This is a genomic window from Micromonospora sp. NPDC049171, assembly GCF_040648275.1.
Classification (GTDB): domain Bacteria; phylum Actinomycetota; class Actinomycetes; order Mycobacteriales; family Micromonosporaceae; genus Micromonospora.
Genome location: NZ_JBEZDJ010000001.1, coordinates 72,099 through 90,291 on the forward strand (window position 1 = coordinate 72,099; position 18,193 = coordinate 90,291).

Annotated in this window: 14 protein-coding genes; 9 read left to right on the forward strand and 5 right to left on the reverse strand. The window is 72.9% G+C overall.

The genetic code is table 11. From position 1 onward, the window contains the following. Window positions 1-7: 7 nt before the first annotated feature. From AB0B14_RS00215 to AB0B14_RS00230, 4 genes are read right to left on the reverse strand one after another with little or no spacing between them, the layout of a single operon-like run. Entirely contained in the window at window positions 8-1,345 is a 1,338-nt protein-coding gene (locus AB0B14_RS00215; RefSeq protein WP_357520266.1) for an LLM class flavin-dependent oxidoreductase, read from the reverse strand. Then, window positions 1,342-2,025, reverse strand: coding sequence for an ABC transporter ATP-binding protein (locus AB0B14_RS00220; RefSeq protein ID WP_357520865.1), 684 nt, complete (start codon window positions 2,023-2,025; stop codon window positions 1,342-1,344). The genes AB0B14_RS00215 and AB0B14_RS00220 overlap by 4 nt, the downstream gene beginning before the upstream one ends. A gap of 29 nt (window positions 2,026-2,054) precedes the next feature. Then, a complete protein-coding gene (locus AB0B14_RS00225) occupies window positions 2,055-2,891 on the reverse strand; it encodes an ABC transporter permease (protein WP_357520268.1) in 837 nt (278 codons plus the stop codon). After that, the gene (locus tag AB0B14_RS00230) at window positions 2,888-3,952 is read right to left on the reverse strand and encodes an ABC transporter substrate-binding protein (RefSeq protein ID WP_357075143.1); all 1,065 of its coding nucleotides are present in this window, start codon (window positions 3,950-3,952) and stop codon (window positions 2,888-2,890) included. The genes AB0B14_RS00225 and AB0B14_RS00230 overlap by 4 nt, the downstream gene beginning before the upstream one ends. Before the next feature lie 484 nt (window positions 3,953-4,436). Between AB0B14_RS00230 and AB0B14_RS00235 the strand changes: the two genes are divergently transcribed. The 9 genes from AB0B14_RS00235 (at window position 4,437) to AB0B14_RS00275 (ending at window position 15,288) form a co-directional block, all read left to right on the forward strand. Next, entirely contained in the window at window positions 4,437-5,762 is a 1,326-nt protein-coding gene (locus tag AB0B14_RS00235; protein WP_357520867.1) for a glycoside hydrolase family 6 protein, read from the forward strand. An 89-nt stretch (window positions 5,763-5,851) separates the two neighbouring features. After that, a complete protein-coding gene (locus tag AB0B14_RS00240) occupies window positions 5,852-7,033 on the forward strand; it encodes a MalY/PatB family protein (RefSeq protein ID WP_357075140.1) in 1,182 nt (393 codons plus the stop codon). 39 nt (window positions 7,034-7,072) lie between these two features. After that, window positions 7,073-7,432: a DNA polymerase ligase N-terminal domain-containing protein gene (locus AB0B14_RS00245; protein WP_357520270.1), complete on the forward strand. Its 360-nt coding sequence runs from the start codon at window positions 7,073-7,075 to the stop codon at window positions 7,430-7,432. 101 nt (window positions 7,433-7,533) lie between these two features. Then, window positions 7,534-8,250 (forward strand): alpha/beta hydrolase, encoded by a 717-nt coding sequence (locus AB0B14_RS00250; protein WP_357075134.1) that lies wholly within the window; start codon window positions 7,534-7,536, stop codon window positions 8,248-8,250. A 315-nt stretch (window positions 8,251-8,565) separates the two neighbouring features. Next, a complete protein-coding gene (locus tag AB0B14_RS00255) occupies window positions 8,566-8,865 on the forward strand; it encodes an acyl carrier protein (protein ID WP_357075131.1) in 300 nt (99 codons plus the stop codon). Further along, window positions 8,865-10,136, forward strand: a complete 1,272-nt coding sequence (locus AB0B14_RS00260) for a beta-ketoacyl-[acyl-carrier-protein] synthase family protein (protein WP_357075129.1) — start codon at window positions 8,865-8,867, stop codon at window positions 10,134-10,136. Before AB0B14_RS00255 ends, AB0B14_RS00260 begins: the two co-directional genes overlap by 1 nt. Window positions 10,137-10,175: 39 nt before the next feature. Then, window positions 10,176-12,266: a 3-oxoacyl-[acyl-carrier-protein] synthase III C-terminal domain-containing protein gene (locus AB0B14_RS00265; RefSeq protein WP_357520272.1), complete on the forward strand. Its 2,091-nt coding sequence runs from the start codon at window positions 10,176-10,178 to the stop codon at window positions 12,264-12,266. An 11-nt stretch (window positions 12,267-12,277) separates the two neighbouring features. Next, window positions 12,278-14,248, forward strand: a complete 1,971-nt coding sequence (asnB, locus tag AB0B14_RS00270) for an asparagine synthase (glutamine-hydrolyzing) (RefSeq protein WP_357520274.1) — start codon at window positions 12,278-12,280, stop codon at window positions 14,246-14,248. Then, a complete protein-coding gene (locus tag AB0B14_RS00275) occupies window positions 14,245-15,288 on the forward strand; it encodes an NAD-dependent epimerase/dehydratase family protein (protein ID WP_357075120.1) in 1,044 nt (347 codons plus the stop codon). The genes asnB and AB0B14_RS00275 overlap by 4 nt, the downstream gene beginning before the upstream one ends. Window positions 15,289-15,303: 15 nt before the next feature. Here AB0B14_RS00275 and AB0B14_RS00280 read toward each other — a convergent pair whose 3' ends face one another. Beyond that, window positions 15,304-18,171, reverse strand: coding sequence for an FAD-binding and (Fe-S)-binding domain-containing protein (locus AB0B14_RS00280; protein ID WP_357075117.1), 2,868 nt, complete (start codon window positions 18,169-18,171; stop codon window positions 15,304-15,306). Between the last annotated feature and the right edge of the window lie 22 nt (window positions 18,172-18,193).

Below are 18,193 nucleotides of genomic sequence, written 5' to 3' on the forward strand. Positions count from 1 at the left end.
CTGGTGGTCAGTGGGCTGCGGCGGCGAGCCGCCGTGCGGACTGGTTGGCCGGGCGGGGCAGCCCGTAGTGGTCGCGCAGGGTGGTCCCGGTGTACTCGGTGCGGAACAGCCCTCGGCGCTGGAGGATCGGCACCACGTGGTCGACGAACGTCTCCAGCCCGGACGGCAGCACCGGCGGCATGATGTTGAAGCCGTCGGCGGCGCCGCTGCGGTACCACTCCTCGATGGCGTCGGCGACCTGTTCCGGCGTGCCGGCGAAGGTGCGGTGCCCGCGTCCGCCACCGAGCCGGCCGATGAGCTGGCGTACGGTCAGGCGTTCCCGCCGGGCCAGGGTGACGATGAGCGTGTACCTGCTCTTCGCGCCCTGGATCTCGTCCTCGCTGGGCAGGTCGGCGGGCAGCTCCTTGTCCAGGTCGAGGTCTTCCGGGGAGACCCGCAGCGTGGTGGCGAGCTGGGCGCGCGCGTACTCCGGTTTGATCAACCGATCCAACTCCTCCTCCAGCGCGCGGGCCTCGGCCTCGGTGGCGCCGACCGCCGGCACGATGCCGGGCAGGATCTTGACCGAGTCCGGGTCGCGCCCGAACTGCGCGGCACGCCGCTTGAGGTCGCGGTAGAACTCCTGCGCCTCGCCGAGCGTCTGCTGCGCGGTGAAGACGGCCTCGGCGTACCGGGCGGCCAACTCCTTGCCGTCCTCGGACGACCCGGCCTGCACCAGCAGTGGGTAGCCCTGCGGCGAGCGCGGAACGTTGAGCGCGCCGGCCACCCGGAAGTGCCGCCCGACGTGGCCGGGCGGGTAGACCAGGTTGTCGTCGCCCCACCGGCCGGCGTCCTTGTCGCCGAGTGGCGCCTCGTCGTCCCAGCTGTCCCAGAGCTTCAGCGAGACCTCGATGAACTCGGCGGCCCGCTCGTACCGGTCCCGGTGGGCGGGCAGCTCGTCCAGGTTGAAGTTGCGGGCCGCGTCCACGCCGGCCGTGGTGACGATGTTCCAGCCGGCCCGGCCGCCGCTGATGTGGTCCAGCGACGCGAACCGCCGGGCCAGGTTGAACGGCTCGTTGTACGTCGTCGAGGCGGTCGCGATGAGCCCGATGTGCCGGGTCGCGCCGGCCAGTGCGGTGAGCAGCACCGTTGGTTCGAGCGTGCCCGCCGGCCGTCGGCCGATGCTGTTCCAGAGCACCGGGCTGTCGGCGAGGAAGAGCGAGTCGAGCTTGCCCCGCTCGGCGATGCGCGCCAGGCGCGTGAAGTGCGCGACGTCGGTCTGGGCGAACGGGTCGCTCTCCGGCAGCCGCCAGGCGGCCTCGTGGTGGCCGACGCCCATCAGGAACGCGTTGAGGTGCAGCATGGTCATCCTTCCGTCTGCTCGACGCCGAGCGCGCGCAGCAGGGTTTCGCGGTACGCGAGGAATTGCGGCTGCCGGTACGAGCGTGGCGCCGGCAGGTCGATGGCGAGGTCGACCGCGATCCGGCCCGCGTCGAGCAGCAGGACCCGGTCGGCCAGGGTGATGGCCTCGTCGACGTCGTGGGTGACGAGCAGGACCGTGGGCCGGTGCCGGGCGCACAGCTCACGCAGCAGGCCGTGCATGCGCAGGCGGGTCAGCGCGTCCAGCGCGCCGAACGGCTCGTCGGCGAGCAGCAGCTCCGGCTCGGACACCAGTGCCCGGGCCAGCGCCACCCGTTGCTGCTCGCCACCGGACAGCTCGTTGGGCCAGGCCCGCTCCCGCCCGGCCAGGCCGACCTCGGCGAGTGCCGCACGGCCGCGCTGGTAGGCGTCCGGCCCGCGCAGGCCGAGCACGACGTTGTCCAGCACCCGTTGCCAGGGCAGCAGCCGGGCGTCCTGGAAGACGACCGAGGAGTTCTCCGGTACGTCGATCAGGCCGGAGCCGGTGGCGTCGCCGTCCAGGCCGGCGAGCGCACGCAGCAGGGTGCTCTTGCCCGAGCCGCTGCGGCCCAGTAGCGCGACGAACTCGCCCGCGCCGAACTCCAGGTCGAACCCGTCCAGGACGGCCCGGTCCCCGAAGCCGCGGACCAGTCCCTCGATCCGGACGGTACGGGTGGCGGTCAGTCCGCCATGGTGCGTCGCCACGACAGTGCCCTCCTCTGTGCAAGCCGGACGGCACCGTCGGACAGCAGCCCGAGTAGCCCGTACAGCACGAGTCCGACGATGATCACGTCGGTCTGGCCGTACTCCCGGGCCAGTTCCATCATGTAGCCGATGCCGCTCGTCGAGTTGATCTGCTCGACGACCACCAGGGACAGCCATGCCCCGACCACCGCGAACCGCATGCCGAGCAGGAAGCCGGGCAGCGCTCCGGGCAGCACGATCCGGCGGATGAAGGTCGTCCGCCGCAGGCGCAGCGACTCGCCCAGCTCGACGTACCGGCTGTCGATGGTGCGCAGCCCGTTGTGGGTATGGATGTAGACGGGGACGAAGACGCCGAGCGTGATGGTGATGACCTTCATCTGCTCGCCGATGCCGAACCAGAGGACGAGCAGCGGGATCAGCGCGAGGGCGGGGATGGCCCGCTTGATCTGGATCGGTCCGTCGAGGATGGCCTCACCCCACCGGCTCAGACCCGCGAGCAGGGCCAGCACGATGCCGACGACGGTGCCGATGGCGAGGCCCAGGCCGGCCCGTTGGGCCGAGATGGCCAGGTTGTCCTGCAGTCGGCCGTCCGCGATGAGGTCACCCGCCGTCGTCACCACGGTCCAGGGCGCCGACAGGGTACGCGGGTCGATCCAGCCGCCCGCCGAGCCGGCCGCCCACACCGCCAGCAGCAGCAACGGACCGATCGCCGACCCGAAGGGGATGGGTCGACCCGGCTTCAGCCGGCGCCGTGGACGCCTGGCGGGAACGGTGGCGGCCGGCCGGGGTCGGGTCAGTGCCGAGACGCTCACTTGGCGCCTCCCGCGGTCAGCGCCTGCGCGCCCACGGCTTCGTACCGCCGGTCGTAGAGGTCCTCGGCCTTGAGGGGCTTGTTGCCCGTCTCCTTGGCCAGCAGATCGATGGTCTCCTGGTGCCGGCCGATGGCCTCCGTCCAGCTGGACGGGATGTCGGCCACGCCGCCGTTCTCGACCAGCCACCTGCCGTCGTCGGTGGTCAGGCCCTGGTCCTTGACGTAATACCGCTCGATCCACTCGTCCGGGTTGGCCTCGCGCCATCGCCAGGCCCGCGCCCACGCCTGCACGTACTCGCGGATCGCCGCCGCCTTGGCCGGATCGCCGAGCACGGTGACGGGCGCGTACAGGTGACCGGGGTCGTCGCGCAGTCCGTGCGAGATCAGTGTCGCGCCGTCGCGGCCGTACTTGCTCTCGTAGCGTTTGATCTGCACGCCGCCGATCGGCGCCACCTCGACCTGGCGGCTGGCGAGCGCTGTCCCGTAGACGTCGCCGGTGCTCGGCAGCTCGACCAGCTTGACGTCCTTCTTGCTGAGGCCGGCCTTGTGGAGTACCCGCAGGATCAGCGCGCCCTGCGCCTGCCCCGGGCTGTACGCGATCTTCTTCCCACGCAGGTCGGCGAGGGTGGCGACCGTGACGCCGGGTGCGATGCCGAGGCGGTAGATGGCGTGGTTGAGCGGGTCCTGGCGGTACTTCGAGGCGACGATCTTCGTGGGGATGCCGGTCCAGTGCGAGTGGATCGGGGGGATGTCCGCCACCGAGCCGAGATCCACCGCCTTCGCGCGGAAGGCCTCCAGGGTCTGTGGGCCGCCGCTGATGTTCGCCCACTCCACGGTGAAGGACAGCTTCTCCGCCTCCCCGGAGAACTCGATCGCCTTCTGGTGCTCCTTGTCCCCGATGACGAGCTTGGTGCCCTTCGGTACGGCCTCCGGCAGTGGCTCGCCGGCGGCCAGGGCCACGGGGGGTGTCTCGTCGCCGGCGCAGGCGGTCAGGCCCAGCGTGACCGCGCCGAGGGTGGCGGACAGGAAGGCCCGTCGACCCAGGAGGGATGGTGATGTCACGTATGACTCCTTCGTGGCTGGTTGCGGGACGGGGCAGCACCCCACGTGGTCGGGGCGGCGCCGTCGCCGGGACTGCCGACCAGCGGCTCGGCGAGCACGATCGCGTGGTCAGCGGGGCACCCGGTGGGAGCCCGCGCGATCGGCTCGGCGCGCATCCGTTGATCGGGCGGAGGGAACGGCTGCCGGTCGTCGTCGAGCCGGCGGCGCCGCGGATGGAAGAAGCGGGTAACGCTCGCTCAGCGGCAGCAGCCGCAGGCGGCGGTCCAGCTGCGGCAGCATCCCCGCGACACCGCGATGGCGGTGCCCCGAAGCAGGGTGTGCTGGCTGGTCATGGATACGACGCTAACCCACAATTCCTATGTGTCAACTAGGATTTCATGCGCTGGGACGCGACGGGTGCGATAATAGATCGAAATAGATAAATCTGTGACCGAGGCGCACGCCCGCCGCCCAGGTCAGATCCGAGGGAGCCACCACCGTGACCATGCCGCCGGTCCGCTCAGTCCTCGCCGCCGTGTCCATCCTGGTGGCGGGAGTGCTCGCCCACGCCGGCCCGGCCCACGCCGCCGACCCGCCGCCAAGGGTGGACAACCCCTACGTCGGCGCCCGGGTCTACGTCAATCCGGAGTGGGCCGCTCGCGCCGCCGCCGAGCCCGGCGGTGCCGCGGTCGCCGGCCAGCCGACGGCCGTCTGGCTGGACCGGATTGCTCGGATCGCCGGCACCGACGGGGTGCTGGGCCTGCGCGCGCATCTGGACGCCGCCCTGGCGCAGCGCGCCGACCTCGTCCAGTTGACCCTCTACAACCTGCCGGCCCGCGACTGCGGCCGGCGGGCCCCGCAGGGGGAGCTGTCGATCGATGACACCGCCCGGTACCAGGACGAGTTCATCGATCCGATCGTCGAGATCCTCGCCGCTCCCCGCTACGCCGACCTGCGCATCGTCGCCTTCGTCGAGCCGAACTCGCTGCCCAACCTCGTCGTCAACACCGGCAACCGGTACACCGCCACCCCGGCCTGCGACGAGGTGCGGGCACGCGGCACCTACCAGCAGGCGATCGGGTACGCCCTGGCCCGGCTCGGCACGGTGCCCAACGTCTACCCGTACCTGGACATCAGTCACCACGGCGAAGTCGGCTGGCCGGAGGACTCGGCGCCGCTGACGGCGCTGCTGCTCCAGGCCGCGACCGCCGCCGGCAGCACGGTGGCCAACGTGCACGGCTTCGTCGCCAACACCGCCAACTACTCCGTCCTGCGCGAGGAGCACTTCCGCGTCGACGACGTCATCAACGGCCAACCGGTGTACCAGTCGAGGTGGGTCGACTGGAACCCGTTCGTCGACGAGATGCCCTACGCGCGGCACCTGCGTGCCCTGCTGACCGAGGCCGGCTTCTCCCCGCAGGTCGGTGTCGTGGTGGACACCTCCCGCAACGGCTGGGGCGGCCCCGCCCGCCCCACCGGGCCGGCGCCCGCGAGCGAGGTGAACCGGTACGTCGACGGCAGCCGGATCGACCGGCGAGCCTACGTCGGGAACTGGTGCAACCAGGTGGGCTCCGGCCTCGGTCAGCGGCCCGCCGCCGAACCGGAGCCGGGCATCGACGCCTACGCGTGGGTCAAGCCGCCCGGCGAGTCCGACGGCGCCGCCGGCAGCCCGACCCCGGGTCTGCCGTACGAGCCGCTGTGCGACCCGAACTACCTCGCGCCGCGCGGCTCCCCGTACGCCACCGGGGCGATGCCGGGCGCCCCGCCGTTCGGCGAGTGGTTCCCGGCGCACTTCCGACAGTTGCTGACCAACGCCTGGCCGCCACTGTGACAGTGGTTCGGCTCCGCCCACGAGTCGCTAGCCTGGCCGACGTGGCGGCCTCCAAATCGCGCGGACGCTGAGCGGAATAGGCTGCGGCCATGAGTGGCGTGCCGAGCGGTGCCCGAGTCTCGACGAATCCCCTTCGCCAGCTCACGATCGACCAACTCCGGCAACGGACGAGCCTCAAGTGGCGGGAGTACCCCGACGACGTGCTGCCGCTGTGGGTCGCGGAGATGGACGTGCCGCTGGCCGAGCCGGTCGCGGCGGCGATCACCGACGCGGTCGCGCGCGGCGACACCGGCTACCCCGCCGGCACGGCGTACCCGCAGGCGTTGGCGGAGTTCGCCCGGCGGCGGTGGGGTTGGGACGGGCTGGTGGTGGAGCGCACCGCGCTGGTGCCCGACGTGATGCACGGTGTCGTCGAGGCGCTGCGGCTGGTCACCGAGCCGGGGGACGCGGTGGTCGTCAACTGCCCGGTCTACCCGCCGTTCTACGAGTTCGTGACCCATGCCGACCGCCGGATCGTGGAGGCGCCGCTCGGCGCGGACCTGCGGATCGACCTCGGCACGCTGGAGGGCGCGTTCCGCAGGGCCCGGGCCGGTGGGCGGCCAGCGGCGTACCTGCTGTGCAGCCCGCACAACCCGACAGGCGTCCTGCACACCGTGGACGAGTTGGCCGCCGTCGCCAGCCTGGCCGAGCGGCACGGGGTACGGGTGGTCGCCGATGAGATCCACGCCCCGCTGGTGGGTGGGGGAGCGCGCTTCGTGCCGTACCTCTCGGTGCCCGGCACGGAGAACGGCCTGTCGCTCATGTCGGCCTCCAAGGGGTGGAACCTGGCCGGCCTGCGCGGTGCGCTGCTCATCGCCGGCCCGGCCGCGGCCGGAGACCTGGCCCGCGTTCCGTTCGATGCCAGCGTCAGCACCAGCCACCTCGGGGTGATCGCGCACACCGCCGCCTTCCGCGACGGCGGCGAGTGGCTCGACGCCCTGTTGACCGGCCTGGACGACAACCGTCGGCTCCTCGCCGCGCTGCTCGGCGAGCACCTGCCGGCCATCCGTTACCAACCCGGTCCGGCCACGTACCTCGCCTGGCTCGACTGCCGCGCCCTCGGCCTCGGCGACGACCCCGCCGCGGTGTTCCTCGACCGTGGCCGGGTGGCGCTCAACCCGGGTCCGGCCTTCGGCACCGGCGGCGACGGGCACGTCCGGCTGAACCTGGCCACCGCACCCGAGCTGATCACCGAGGCGGTACGCCGGATGGCCACCGCCGTCGCCGGATAGGCAAGGTCAGCGCACCGAGAGCGGTGGCGGACGGCGACAATGGTCGGCGCGCCACCCGCCTTCGTGCTGCACCACCACCGCAAGCCGCGACCGCACTTCGACCTGCGGCTGGAGGAGGCTGGTGTGCTGCGTTCCTGGGCGGTGCCCCGCGGCCTGCCGGACAGTCCCCGTGCCAACCGGCTCGCGATCGCCGTGCCGGACCACCACCTCGATCACCTCACCTATCAGGACGCCGACAAGTCGATCGCCGACATCGGCACCTGGGAGGAGCACGACCGCACCGAGCGCCGGATGCTGTTCACGTTGCACGGTCGCACCGGCCGACGCCGGTACGCGCTCATCCGCACCGGCGAGGGCTGGTTGTTGCACCTGACGAAGGAGCAACCCGCGGACGAGTGAGGGCGGCGGCTCCCGATGTTTCGGCCTCGCGTGACGGGTATTCAGGCGCACCGGCGCGGCCGTGGGTGCAACAAGTGTCACGGAGTAAGGGAGTGCGCGTTATGTCTGATCCGCAGCCCACAATCGTTCTCGTGCACGGGGCGTTCGCCGAGTCGGGGAGCTGGAACGGCGTGATCGAGCGGTTGGGCGCCGCGTACGACGTGGTGGCCGCCGCCAACCCGCTGCGGGAGGTCGCCGGCGACGCCGCGTACGTGCGGGACGTGGTCCACGGGATCGGCGGTCCGGTCGTCCTCGTCGGACACTCCTACGGCGGCATGGTGATCACGCAGGCCGCTGCCGACGAACCACTGGTGCGGGCCCTCGTGTACGTCAACGCCTTCGCCCCGGACACCGGCGAGTCGGGGCTGTCGCTGTCCGGGAAGTTCCCCGGCAGCACGCTCGCCGACACGCTTGTGAAGTACCCGCTGTCGACCGGCGGTAACGAGGTCGCGATCGGCCAGAACACCTTCCACAAGCAGTTCGTCGCGGACGTGTCGGCCGACGTCGCCGCGCAGATGGCCCGGACCCAGCGGCCGATCACCGAGAAGGCCCTGGGTGACGGGCTCACCGGCGACCCGGCCTGGCGATCGCTGCCCAGCTGGTTCGTGTTCGGGGACTCCGACAACAACATCCCGGTCGCCGCGCACCGGTTCATGGCCGAGCGGGCCCAACCGCGGGGCCAGCGTGAGGTCGCCGGGGGTTCGCACGCCATGGTGGTGGCCCGGCCGAGTGAGGTCACCGAGACGATCATCGAGGCGGTCCGGGGCGTGGGCGGCTGACGCCCGATCCCGGTGGCACGTCGTCGACCGCTGTCGCGGTTGACCGGGGTGCCGCACGTCTGCTGGTCCGCAGCCCCGCGCCACGACGCGGGGCTGTTTGCCGGTGCCCGACAGGCGTGCCCACTGTCATTCATGATCGGTTGTCGACGCGATGGGAATGAGCACGTTGTATTGGCGATGACATATCCGAGTCGGATCCATGACCCACGCGCAATCGGCCTTACTGGCCAACCGCCCTGCGTGTTAGCCTGCCTCAACTCTTGCAGGTGAAGCCCAATTCGGCACCGATTACCTCGGGCGATTGTTGGAGGGCATATGGACAGACTGCAGGCTTATGCGGTTTTACGTGAGGTCGCGGTCGAGGTGCTGATGGTCGAGCCGGAGGCGGTGACCGAGGACGCCGACTTTCGCAAGGATCTCGACGCGGAGAGTCTCGATCTGGTGGAGCTGTTGATGGCGCTGGAGGACCGGCTCGGGATCCGGCTTCCGCAGGACGGGCTGCGCGAGATCAACACCGTCGGGCAGGCGCTCGACATGGTGCTCGACGGTGGGGCTGGCGATGTTGCCGAGGGCGCCGGGGTGGTGGGGGAGGCCGAGCGTAAGACGCCCGCCTGATGGCGGGCGACGGCCCAGCCCGGCACCGGGTCGCCGTCACCGGGCTGAGCGCCAGGACGCCGGCCGGCGACACCCCCGACGCACTGTGGTCGGTGCTGCGGTCCGGGCGTTCCGTCATCGGTCCGATCCGCAGCTTCGACGCCTCCAGGTTGGCGACCCGCTTCGCGGGTGAGATCCAGGGTTTCGATCCGGCCGCCTATCTCACTCCGAAAATGGTCCGGCAGACCGATCGCGTCAGCCAACTCGCCTACGCGGCGGCCATTGACGCGTTCACCGACGCCGACACCAGACAGTTCGACCCGGACCGGTGCGCGGTCGTGGTCGGCACCGGCATGGGCGGATCGGACAGCTTCTACCGGCAGGTCCGCGCGTTCGTCGAGAACGGCCCGGACCGGATCAGCCCCTGGGCCATTCCAATGATCATGCCGAACGCGGCGGCGTCGCTCATCGCCCGGCAACTCCGCTGGCGCGGCCCGAACTTCTGCATCTCGACCGCCTGCACGGCCGGTGCGAACGCGATCGGCGAAGGCGTCCGGCTCATCCGTGACGGCAGCGCTGACGTCGTCCTGGCCGGCGGCGCGGAGGCGGCGGTCAACCCCATCGTCGTCGCCGGTTTCGCCCGGATGCACGCGCTGAGCACGCGAAACGCCGAGCCCGAGACCGCCTCACGTCCGTTCGACGGCGCTCGGGACGGCTTCGTGCTCGCCGAGGGGGCGGCCTTCGTGCTGTTGGAACGCCTCGACCGGGCGTGGGCCCGAGGTGCCCGCATCCACGGCGAGGTTGCCGGCTACGGGTTCAACAGCGACGCGTACCACTCCACCATGCCGCACCCGGAAGGTCGCGGCGCCGTGCACTGCATGCGCCTGGCGCTGCGCGACGCGGGCATCGACCCGGCCGACGTCGGCCACATCAACGCGCACGGCACGTCGACGATGCTCAACGACGCCGCCGAGGCACAGGCCATCCACACCGTGTTCGGGGGCGCCGCACCACCGACCACCTCGGCGAAGGGCTCGCTGGGGCACCTGATCGGCGCCGCCGGCGCGGTCGAGGTCGTCGCGTCACTGCTCGCTCTGCGGCACGGCGAGATCCCGCCAACGGCCAACCTGCGCACCCGCGGATCCGACATCCCCATCGACGTCGTCGCCGACGCCCCACGCACCGGCCGCCCCGGCCCCATCCTGACGAACTCGTTCGGTTTCGGCGGGCACAACGCCGCGCTGGTGCTCGCCTCCGTCGACGACGGTGGCGCCACCGTCAACGCCAACTGAAGCAATCGCAGCGTCCAACCGAGAAAAGGTGGTCGAGGGGTGAGCATCCAGGCCGCCCCGGCGGGAGCCGGCAGCGTCATCGACAGCATCGGCGTCGCACTGCCCGACCGGGTCATGACCACCCGCGAGGTGCTCGACGGCTGCCGGAGCCGGCTGGCACTGCCGCTGGAGCAGACCACCGGCATCGTGTCGCGGCGCGTCGCCGGCGACGTCGAGTACGCCCTCGACCTGGCCACCCGGGCCGCCGAGGACTGCGTCTCCCGCTCGTCCATCGGGCTCGGCGACGTCGACCTGCTGATCAGTGCGAGCATCTCGCGGGTCGACAGCCCGCAACGGTCGACCTACGAGCCGTCGGCAGCCACCCACCTGCGCCACCGGCTCGGCTGCGAACGGGCGTGGGCGTTCGACGTGACGAACGCGTGTGCCGGTCAGTTCACCGGCATCTACATCGCCGACGCGCTCATCCGCGCCGGCGAGATCGGTTCGGCGCTGATCGTCAGCGGGGAGTACATCTCCCATCTCATGCGTACCGCCCAGCTGGAGATCGCCGACGAGCTCGACGCCCGCATCGCCTGCCTGACGCTCGGCGATGCCGGTGCGGCCGTCCTGCTGACCCGGGCCGACGACGGGTCGGGGGGCTTCGACCACATCGGCATCCGCACCGTCGGGCGATACCACACCCTCTGCGTGGCCGGGCCGACCGACCGGCCGCACGGCGGCGTGATCATGAAGACCGACATGATGGGTCTGGCGGCCGCCGGCATCCGGGAGATGGTGGCGCACACCCAGCAGACCCTCGGCGCGATGGGCCTGTCGCCGACGGACTTCGACCGGTTCATCCCGCACCAGACGTCGACGCTGGCGATCCAGGCCGCCGTGCGCCGGACGAACAAGGTCTTCGGCGGGGTGGTCCTGGACGAACGGGACGTCATCAACAACCTGCCGAGGCGTGGCAACACCGCGACCACGACGCACACGGTCGCGCTGCGCGACGCGAGCCTCGACGGGCGGATCCGGACCGGCGACCGGGTGCTGTTCGAGGTCGCCGCGTCCGGAGTCAACGTCGGCACCGCCGCGTACCGGCTGGACGGGCTGCCCGACCGGCTCGCCCGGGGGGCCCGGTCATCGCGTACCGCGCCGCCGCCCCGCCGCCCGGCATCGTGGCGGCACCCGGTGCGCGCCGTCGCGATCGGCCTCGCCGACCCCACAGCCGCGGCCGCACCCCACCCCGCAGCCGCAGCCCACCCCGCAGCCGACCCCCACCCCGCAGCCGCAGCAGCGGCCCAACCCGGGGCCGGCGCGACGACGCTTCAGCTCATCGGTGCCGCCACCGGCGACTGCCTGCGCCGGGCGGGCGTCCGCGCCTCCGGCGTCGACCTGCTCATCCACGTGGGCGTGTACCGCACCGGCATGATCGCCGAGCCGGCGATCGCCGCGATCGCCGCGGGGGAGCTGGGCTTCGACGGCAGCACCGCCGCCACCGGCGAGATCCTCGCCTTCGACGTCGCCAACGGCGCGCTGGGCATGCTCGACGGCTGCCGGATCGCCGCCGAACTCATCCGGGCCGGCAAGGCGGACACCGCCGTCGTGGTCGCCTCCGAGGTCGAGCAACGCGAACCCGGCGCGGTCGGGCCCGCGGTGGCCAGGTGCGGCTCGGCGGTGCTGCTGCGCCTCGACCCCGACCGGGCCAGCGGCTTCCTCGGCTTCCACAGCCGCTCCGTCGCGACGCCCGCCCCGGACCGGGGCGCCTGGGTGATGCAGGACGGCGGGCACAGCTTCATCCGCGCCACCGACCGAACCGAGCCCGCCGCCGCGTACGCCGAGCACCTGCCCGTGGTCGTCGCCGAGTTGCTGGACCGCCTGCGGGTGCGACCCGACGCGATCCGCGCGGTCGTACCGCCCTGGCTGCCACCGCCGGTCGCACGCCGGCTGCGCGACACCTGGCCGGTGCTCGGTCCGCGGCTGACCACGCTGCCGCCCGCCTGGGACGGCACCGACCTGTTCACCTCGGCCCTGCCGATCGGCCTGCGCGCCGTGTCCGCCGGTGGCGGCGTGTCGCCAGGCGAACTGGTGGTGGTCGTCGGCGCGAGCACCGGCATGGAGATCGGCGCCGCGCTGTACCGCATCTGAAGGGGGCGCGTATGTGTGGTGTCGCGGGCATCCTCGATCTCGTCGCGGCTGTCGAGCCGCACCGGCTGGCCCGGATGGCGCATTCGCTGGCGCATCGCGGCCCCGACGGTGAGGGCTACTTCGTGGGCCCGGGGATCGGGCTGGCGTACCGGCGACTCGCGATCGTCGACGTGGCCGGTGGGCAGCAACCACTGAGCGACGAGCGCGGGGACATCCAGGTCATCTTCAACGGCGAGATCTACAACCACCGGGCGCTCCGGGCCCGGCTCGTCGCGCGCGGTCACACGTTCACCAGCGGCAGCGACGGCGCGGTGATCGCTCACCTCTACGAGGAGCACGGTCTCGCCTTCGTCGACCACCTCGACGGGGACTTCGCCATCGCGTTGTGGGACGCCCGCCTTCGTCGGCTCACGCTCGCCCGGGATCCGGTGGGTGTCAAACCGTTGTATTACCACGTGGACGGTGGCCGGCTTCAGTTCGCCAGCGAGGTGAAGGCCCTGTTCGCGTCCGGGCTGTGCGCGGCGCGCGTCGACCCGCAGGGGCTGCGCGACGTCTTCGGCTACGGCCAGCCGACCGCGCCGGGCACCTTCTGGGCCGATATCCACGACCTGCCGCCCGGGCACCTGCTGGTGGCCGACGAGCAGGCGGTCGTCCTGCGCCGGTACTTCACCCCGCTGGTCGGTGACCCGCACGACCTGCTGCGCGGGCGGGCGGCCGTCGAGCAGTTCCGCTCGGCGCTCGTCGAGGCGGTCCGTAAGCGGCTGCCGGACGAGGTCGGCTTCGGCGCGACGCTGAGCGGCGGTCTGGACAGCACCGCCGTCGTCGCGACGATCTCGGCCGTTCTCGGCACACCGGTACGGACCGCCAGTATCCGACTGCCCGGCTCGGACCTCGACGAGGGCCGCTACTCGCGGCTCGCCGCGAAGGCACTGGCTGTCGACAACGTCGAGATCGAGTTCGGCGGCGCGCAGGCGTGCGAGCACCTGGCGAAGACACTGTGGCACCTGGAGGCGCCGCAGTGGTTCGGCGTGGCCACCCCGTTTCTGGAGGTGACCCGGATCGCCGCCGAGCGGGGCGCCAAGGTCGCGCTGACCGGCGACGGCGCCGACGAACTGCTCGGCGGCTACTCCTGGTACGTACTCCAGCGGCTGGAGCAGCGGCTCGGCCGGCTGACCCGGGCGGGCCTGGACCCGCTGCGCCGGCTGATCCTGGCCGGGGTGCTCGCCCGCAACGGCGCACCCACCGGCACCGCCGCCCACCTGACCGCCGTGCCGGGACGGCTCGCGGCCACCGCGGATCGCTTCGGCGGTGGCGCACCCGCCTGGTTCTACCTGTGGTCGGCGATGGACGCGGTCGCGCCCGCGCTGCTGCGACCGTCCAGCGGCGCTCTCGCCCCGTCGCCGCTGCCGGCCCCGCCGACGCACACGGCGCTGCACCGCTCGTTGCACTACGAGTACCAGACCCGCCTGCCCAGTTGGGTCCTCGTGCTCAGCGACCGGCTGTCCATGGCCAACGGCGTCGAGGTACGCGTGCCGTTCATGGACCGGGCGCTGCTGGACCTGTCGGCACGGCTGGATCCTCGGGTGCTCATGCGCGGCACCAGCGAGAAGCACATCCTCAAGCAGGCCCTGCGCGACGTGGTCCCGGCACCGATCCGACGCCGCCGCAAGAAACCGTTCTTCACGCCCATCACGCCCTGGTATCTGACCGGCCCGGGCGAGGAACTCGCGGCGACGTATCTCGGGCCGGCGGCGGTACGCGCCCACGGGCTCTTCGACCCGGCGCAGGTGACCGCCCTGCACCAGGCCGCGCTGCGGGGAGCCGGCCGCACCTGGGAGGGCACGGTCGCCGAGTGGGCCAGCATGGCCGTCCTCACCACCCACCTGCTGCTGGAGGTGTTCCGCGACGCGGCGGTCAGACCCGCACCGGACGCGCTCCCGGCGCCGCTCACCAGCGCCCTGCAACGTGCCGAGCGGCGATGACGAGCACCGAGGGGCACCCCTGGCCCGGCATCGATTCGCGCACCATCCTGGTCACCGGTGCGACCGGCTTCATCGGCGTCCGGCTCGTGCGGCGGCTGGCGGAGCTGGGGTGCACCGTCGTGGCGATGGTCCGCCCGACCTCCGACCGGACGGCCCTGGCCGGCATCCCCGGGCTGCGCTGGGCCGTGGCGGACCTCGACACCGGTGCGGGCGTGCCGGCGGCCGTCGCCGGCGTCGACACCGTCGTGCACCTGGCCGGCCAGGTGAAGGCCCGCCGTCCGGGGGCCTTCCGGCGTGGAAACACCGAGTCCACCGGCCGGCTGGTCGCCGCCGTCGCCGCCGCCGACCCGACCCCTCGGCTGGTGCTGTGCTCGTCCCTGGCCGCCGCCGGCCCGTCGCGGCCCGGCCGGCCCCGCGACGAGGGCACGCCTGTCGCGCCGGTCTCCGCGTACGGCCGCAGCAAGCTCGCCGCCGAGGAGATCGCCCGCGCCGCCGGTGTGCCCACAGTGGTCCTGCGCCCGACCATCGTCTACGGCCCGGGCGACCACGACTTCCTGCCGTCCTTCCTGCCGATGGCCCGCCTGGGCGCCCAGCTGCGCCCCACCCGCCCGGAACGCGAGTACTCGTTCGTCCACGTGGACGACCTGTGCGCCGCCCTGATCGCGGCCGTCGTCCGGGGCGAGACGCTGCCCCCGGACGGCGGTGCCGCGGGCGTGTACCTCATCAGCGACGGCCAGGTGTACGGCTGGAGCGACTTCTGCCGCGAACTCGCCACCGCGATCGGCCGCCCCCGCCCGCGCCTCATCCCGGTGCCGGGCCCGCTCGTGCACGCGACCGGCTGGCTGTGCGACCTGAGCCCGGTCCGGCGCGGCCCGGCACTGACGATGAACCGGGACCGCGCGCACGAGATCCGCCAGTTGGCGTGGACGTGCGCCACCGATCGGGCCCGGACGGACCTCGGCTTCACCCCCGCGTACCGCCTGCCGGAGGGCCTGGCCAGCGCGGTGGCGTGGTACCGCGGCCAGGGCCTGCTCCGCTGACCACCGCCAACCCGGCTACGCCTGCGGTTCGACCGCCTCGACGAGGACCTGGAGCACGTGCCGGTACGACTGTCCGGTGGCCCGGCTCATGCCCATCTCGCAGGTGCGGTTGCAGGAGGCATACGCGTCGTGGTCGCGCTCGTTGACCTCGGCGGCCTGGGCGGCGGTGGCGCCGGCGGTGACCTCGGGATGCAGCAGCCCCCGGTCACCGGCGAAGGCGCAGCACCCCCAACTGTCCGGCACGGTCACCGTGTCGGCGACCGCCTCGGCCACCGTGCGCAGGTCGTCACTGCCGCCCAGGTGCACCGTGGAGCAGGTGGGGTGCAGGGCCAGCGAGCCCAGCCGTCGGGGCTGCGGCAGCGCCGGCAGGAGGTGCTCGGCGGTGAAGGTCACGCTGTCGACGAAGCGCAGGGCGTCGTACCGTGCCCGGTCCTCCTCGGCCAGCGCGGCGGTCAGCTGGGTCAGCCCGTGTGTGCAGGACGACGCGTCGCACACGACGGGCAGGCGACCCTCGTCGCTGGCCTCCCACAGCGCGGCCAGGGTCCGCTCGGCCATCTCGCGGTGACCGGCGGGGTAGCCCTTGGACTGCCACGGCGTGCCGCAGCACAGGCCCGCCGTGGCGGCCGGCACGACGACCGGCACGCCGGCCAGCTCGCACAGGCGCAGGAACGCCGCCGCCGCACCGCCGGACGGGCCGTCGTCCGGCGCGAAGAGGCTGCCCACGCAGGCCGCGAAGAACACCGCCCGGGCGTCCGGCGCGCTGCGGGGTCGGGGGCGGGGAGCGCCGGCGCGCGGCATGTCGTCGCTCCACCGGGGTACGAGTTCGGTGGCGCCGAGTCCACGGATCACCCCGGTGGCGGCCCGGGTCAGCGGCGTCGGCACGGCGTGTGCGGCGGTCAGCCCGACCCGGACGCCGGCCACAGCGCCCTTCCAGTGCCGGGCGACACCGCGGGCGGTGCGCTGGGCGGCAGGGCTGTGCCGTTCGGCGCGCAGCCGCTTCATGGCCGCGCCGGTGTCGATGCCGACCGGGCAGGCGGTGACGCAGAGGCTGTCCGCGGCGCAGCTGTCCACCGCGGCGTACGCGTAGTCGGCGGTCAGCTCGCGGCGGCGCTCCTCGTCCCCGGCGGCGGTGGCGAGGGCGATCTGTCGTTGCAGGACGATGCGCTGCCGGGGTGTGGTGGTGACGTCGGCGGTGGGGCAGACCGGCTCGCAGTAGCCGCACTCGACGCAGGCGTCCAGCTCGGGGTCGACCGTCGGGACGGCCTTGAGCTGCCGCAGGTGCACGGTCGGGTCGTCGTTGAGCAGCACACCCGGGTTGAGCAGGCCACTCGGGTCGCACAGCCGCTTGAGGTCGCGCATCACGTCGTACAGGTCGTCGCCGTACTGGCGGCGGACGAAGGGTGCCATCGCCCGGCCGGTGCCGTGCTCGGCCTTGAGGGTGCCCCCCTCGGCGAGCACGAGGTCGACCATGTCCTCGGTGAACCGGGCGTAGCGGTCGATCTCGGCGGGTGTGTCGAAGGACTGGGTCAGCATGAAGTGCAGGTTGCCGTCGCGGGCGTGCCCGAAGATCACCGCGTCCGGGTAGCCGTGCCTGTCGAACAGGTCGATCAGCCCGTCGCAGGTGCCGGTCAGGCGCGGCATCGGCACCGCGATGTCCTCCAGCAGGGCCGTGGTGCCGGGCGGGCGGGCCCCGGCGACCGCCGTGTAGAGGCCCTTGCGCAGGTGCCAGAGCTTGGCCCGTTCGCGCGGGTCGCGGGTCAGTTCGGTGCCGGTGACGGCGGGCAGCCGGTCGAGCACACCCCGGGCGTCGGCAAGCGTCGCGGCCAGCCGCTCCGCGCTGTCCTCGGTGAACTCCACGAGCAGCGCGGCGTGCCCGGTGACCGTCAGGCCCCGCAGGGCCGCGCTGGCGTCCGGGTCGCGCTGGCTGACCCGCAGCGCGGCCGCGTCGAGCAGTTCGGCGGTGCGCGCACCGGCGGCGAGCAGGGCGGGCAACGCGTCGGTGGCGGCGCTGAGGCCGGGCAGGATCAGCAGGCCGGTGGCGGCGTGCTGGTGGATCTCGACGGTCCGGAAGACGGCCTCGGCCACGAAGCCGAGCGTGCCTTCGCTGCCGATCATCAGGTGGGCGAGCATGTCGGCCGGGCTGTCGTGGTCGAGCAGGGAGTTCAGCCCGTACCCCATGGTGTTCTTCATCGCGAACAGCCGCTCGATCGTGGCGCGCGACCCCGGTGTGGCGCGCACCCGGTCGCGCAGCCGCAGCAGCCCGGCGTGCAGCTCCGGCTCGTCGGCCCGCAGCCGGTCGTCGGCGTCGCGCGCGCCGGAGTCGACGACGGTGCCGGACGGCAGCACGAAGCGCAGCGACTCCATGGTGCGGTACGCGTTGTCGGTGGTGCCGCAGGTCATCCCGCTGGAGTTGTTGGCGACCATGCCACCGACCGTGCAGGCGGCCTCGCTGGCCGGGTCCGGGCCGAGCCGGCGTCGGTAGCGGGCCAGCCGGGCGTTGGCCTGCCGGATCGTCAGGCCCGGCTGGAGCCGGATGCGGCGGCCGTCGTCGAGCACCTCGGCGTGCCGCCAGTCGGTGCGCACGTCGACGAGCACGCCCGCGCCGCCGGCCTGCCCGGCGAGGCTGGTGCCGCCGCCGCGCAGGGTCAGCGGGACGCCGGCCTCCCGGGCGCCCGCCATCAGCGCCCCCACCTCGGCCGCCGAGGCGGCGCGCACCACGGCCTGTGGCTCGAACAGGTACGGCGAGGCGTCGTGCGCCGCCGCCAGCCTGCGGGGCAGCTCGCCGCTGGCCCGGCTCGGATCGTCGAGGCGTGAGCGCAGCAGCTCGGTGACCTCGCGGGCGCGGACGCCGGCGGCGGTCGGCGCGGGTACGACGGTGCTCATGGCGGGTCCTCCCGGGAGGGTG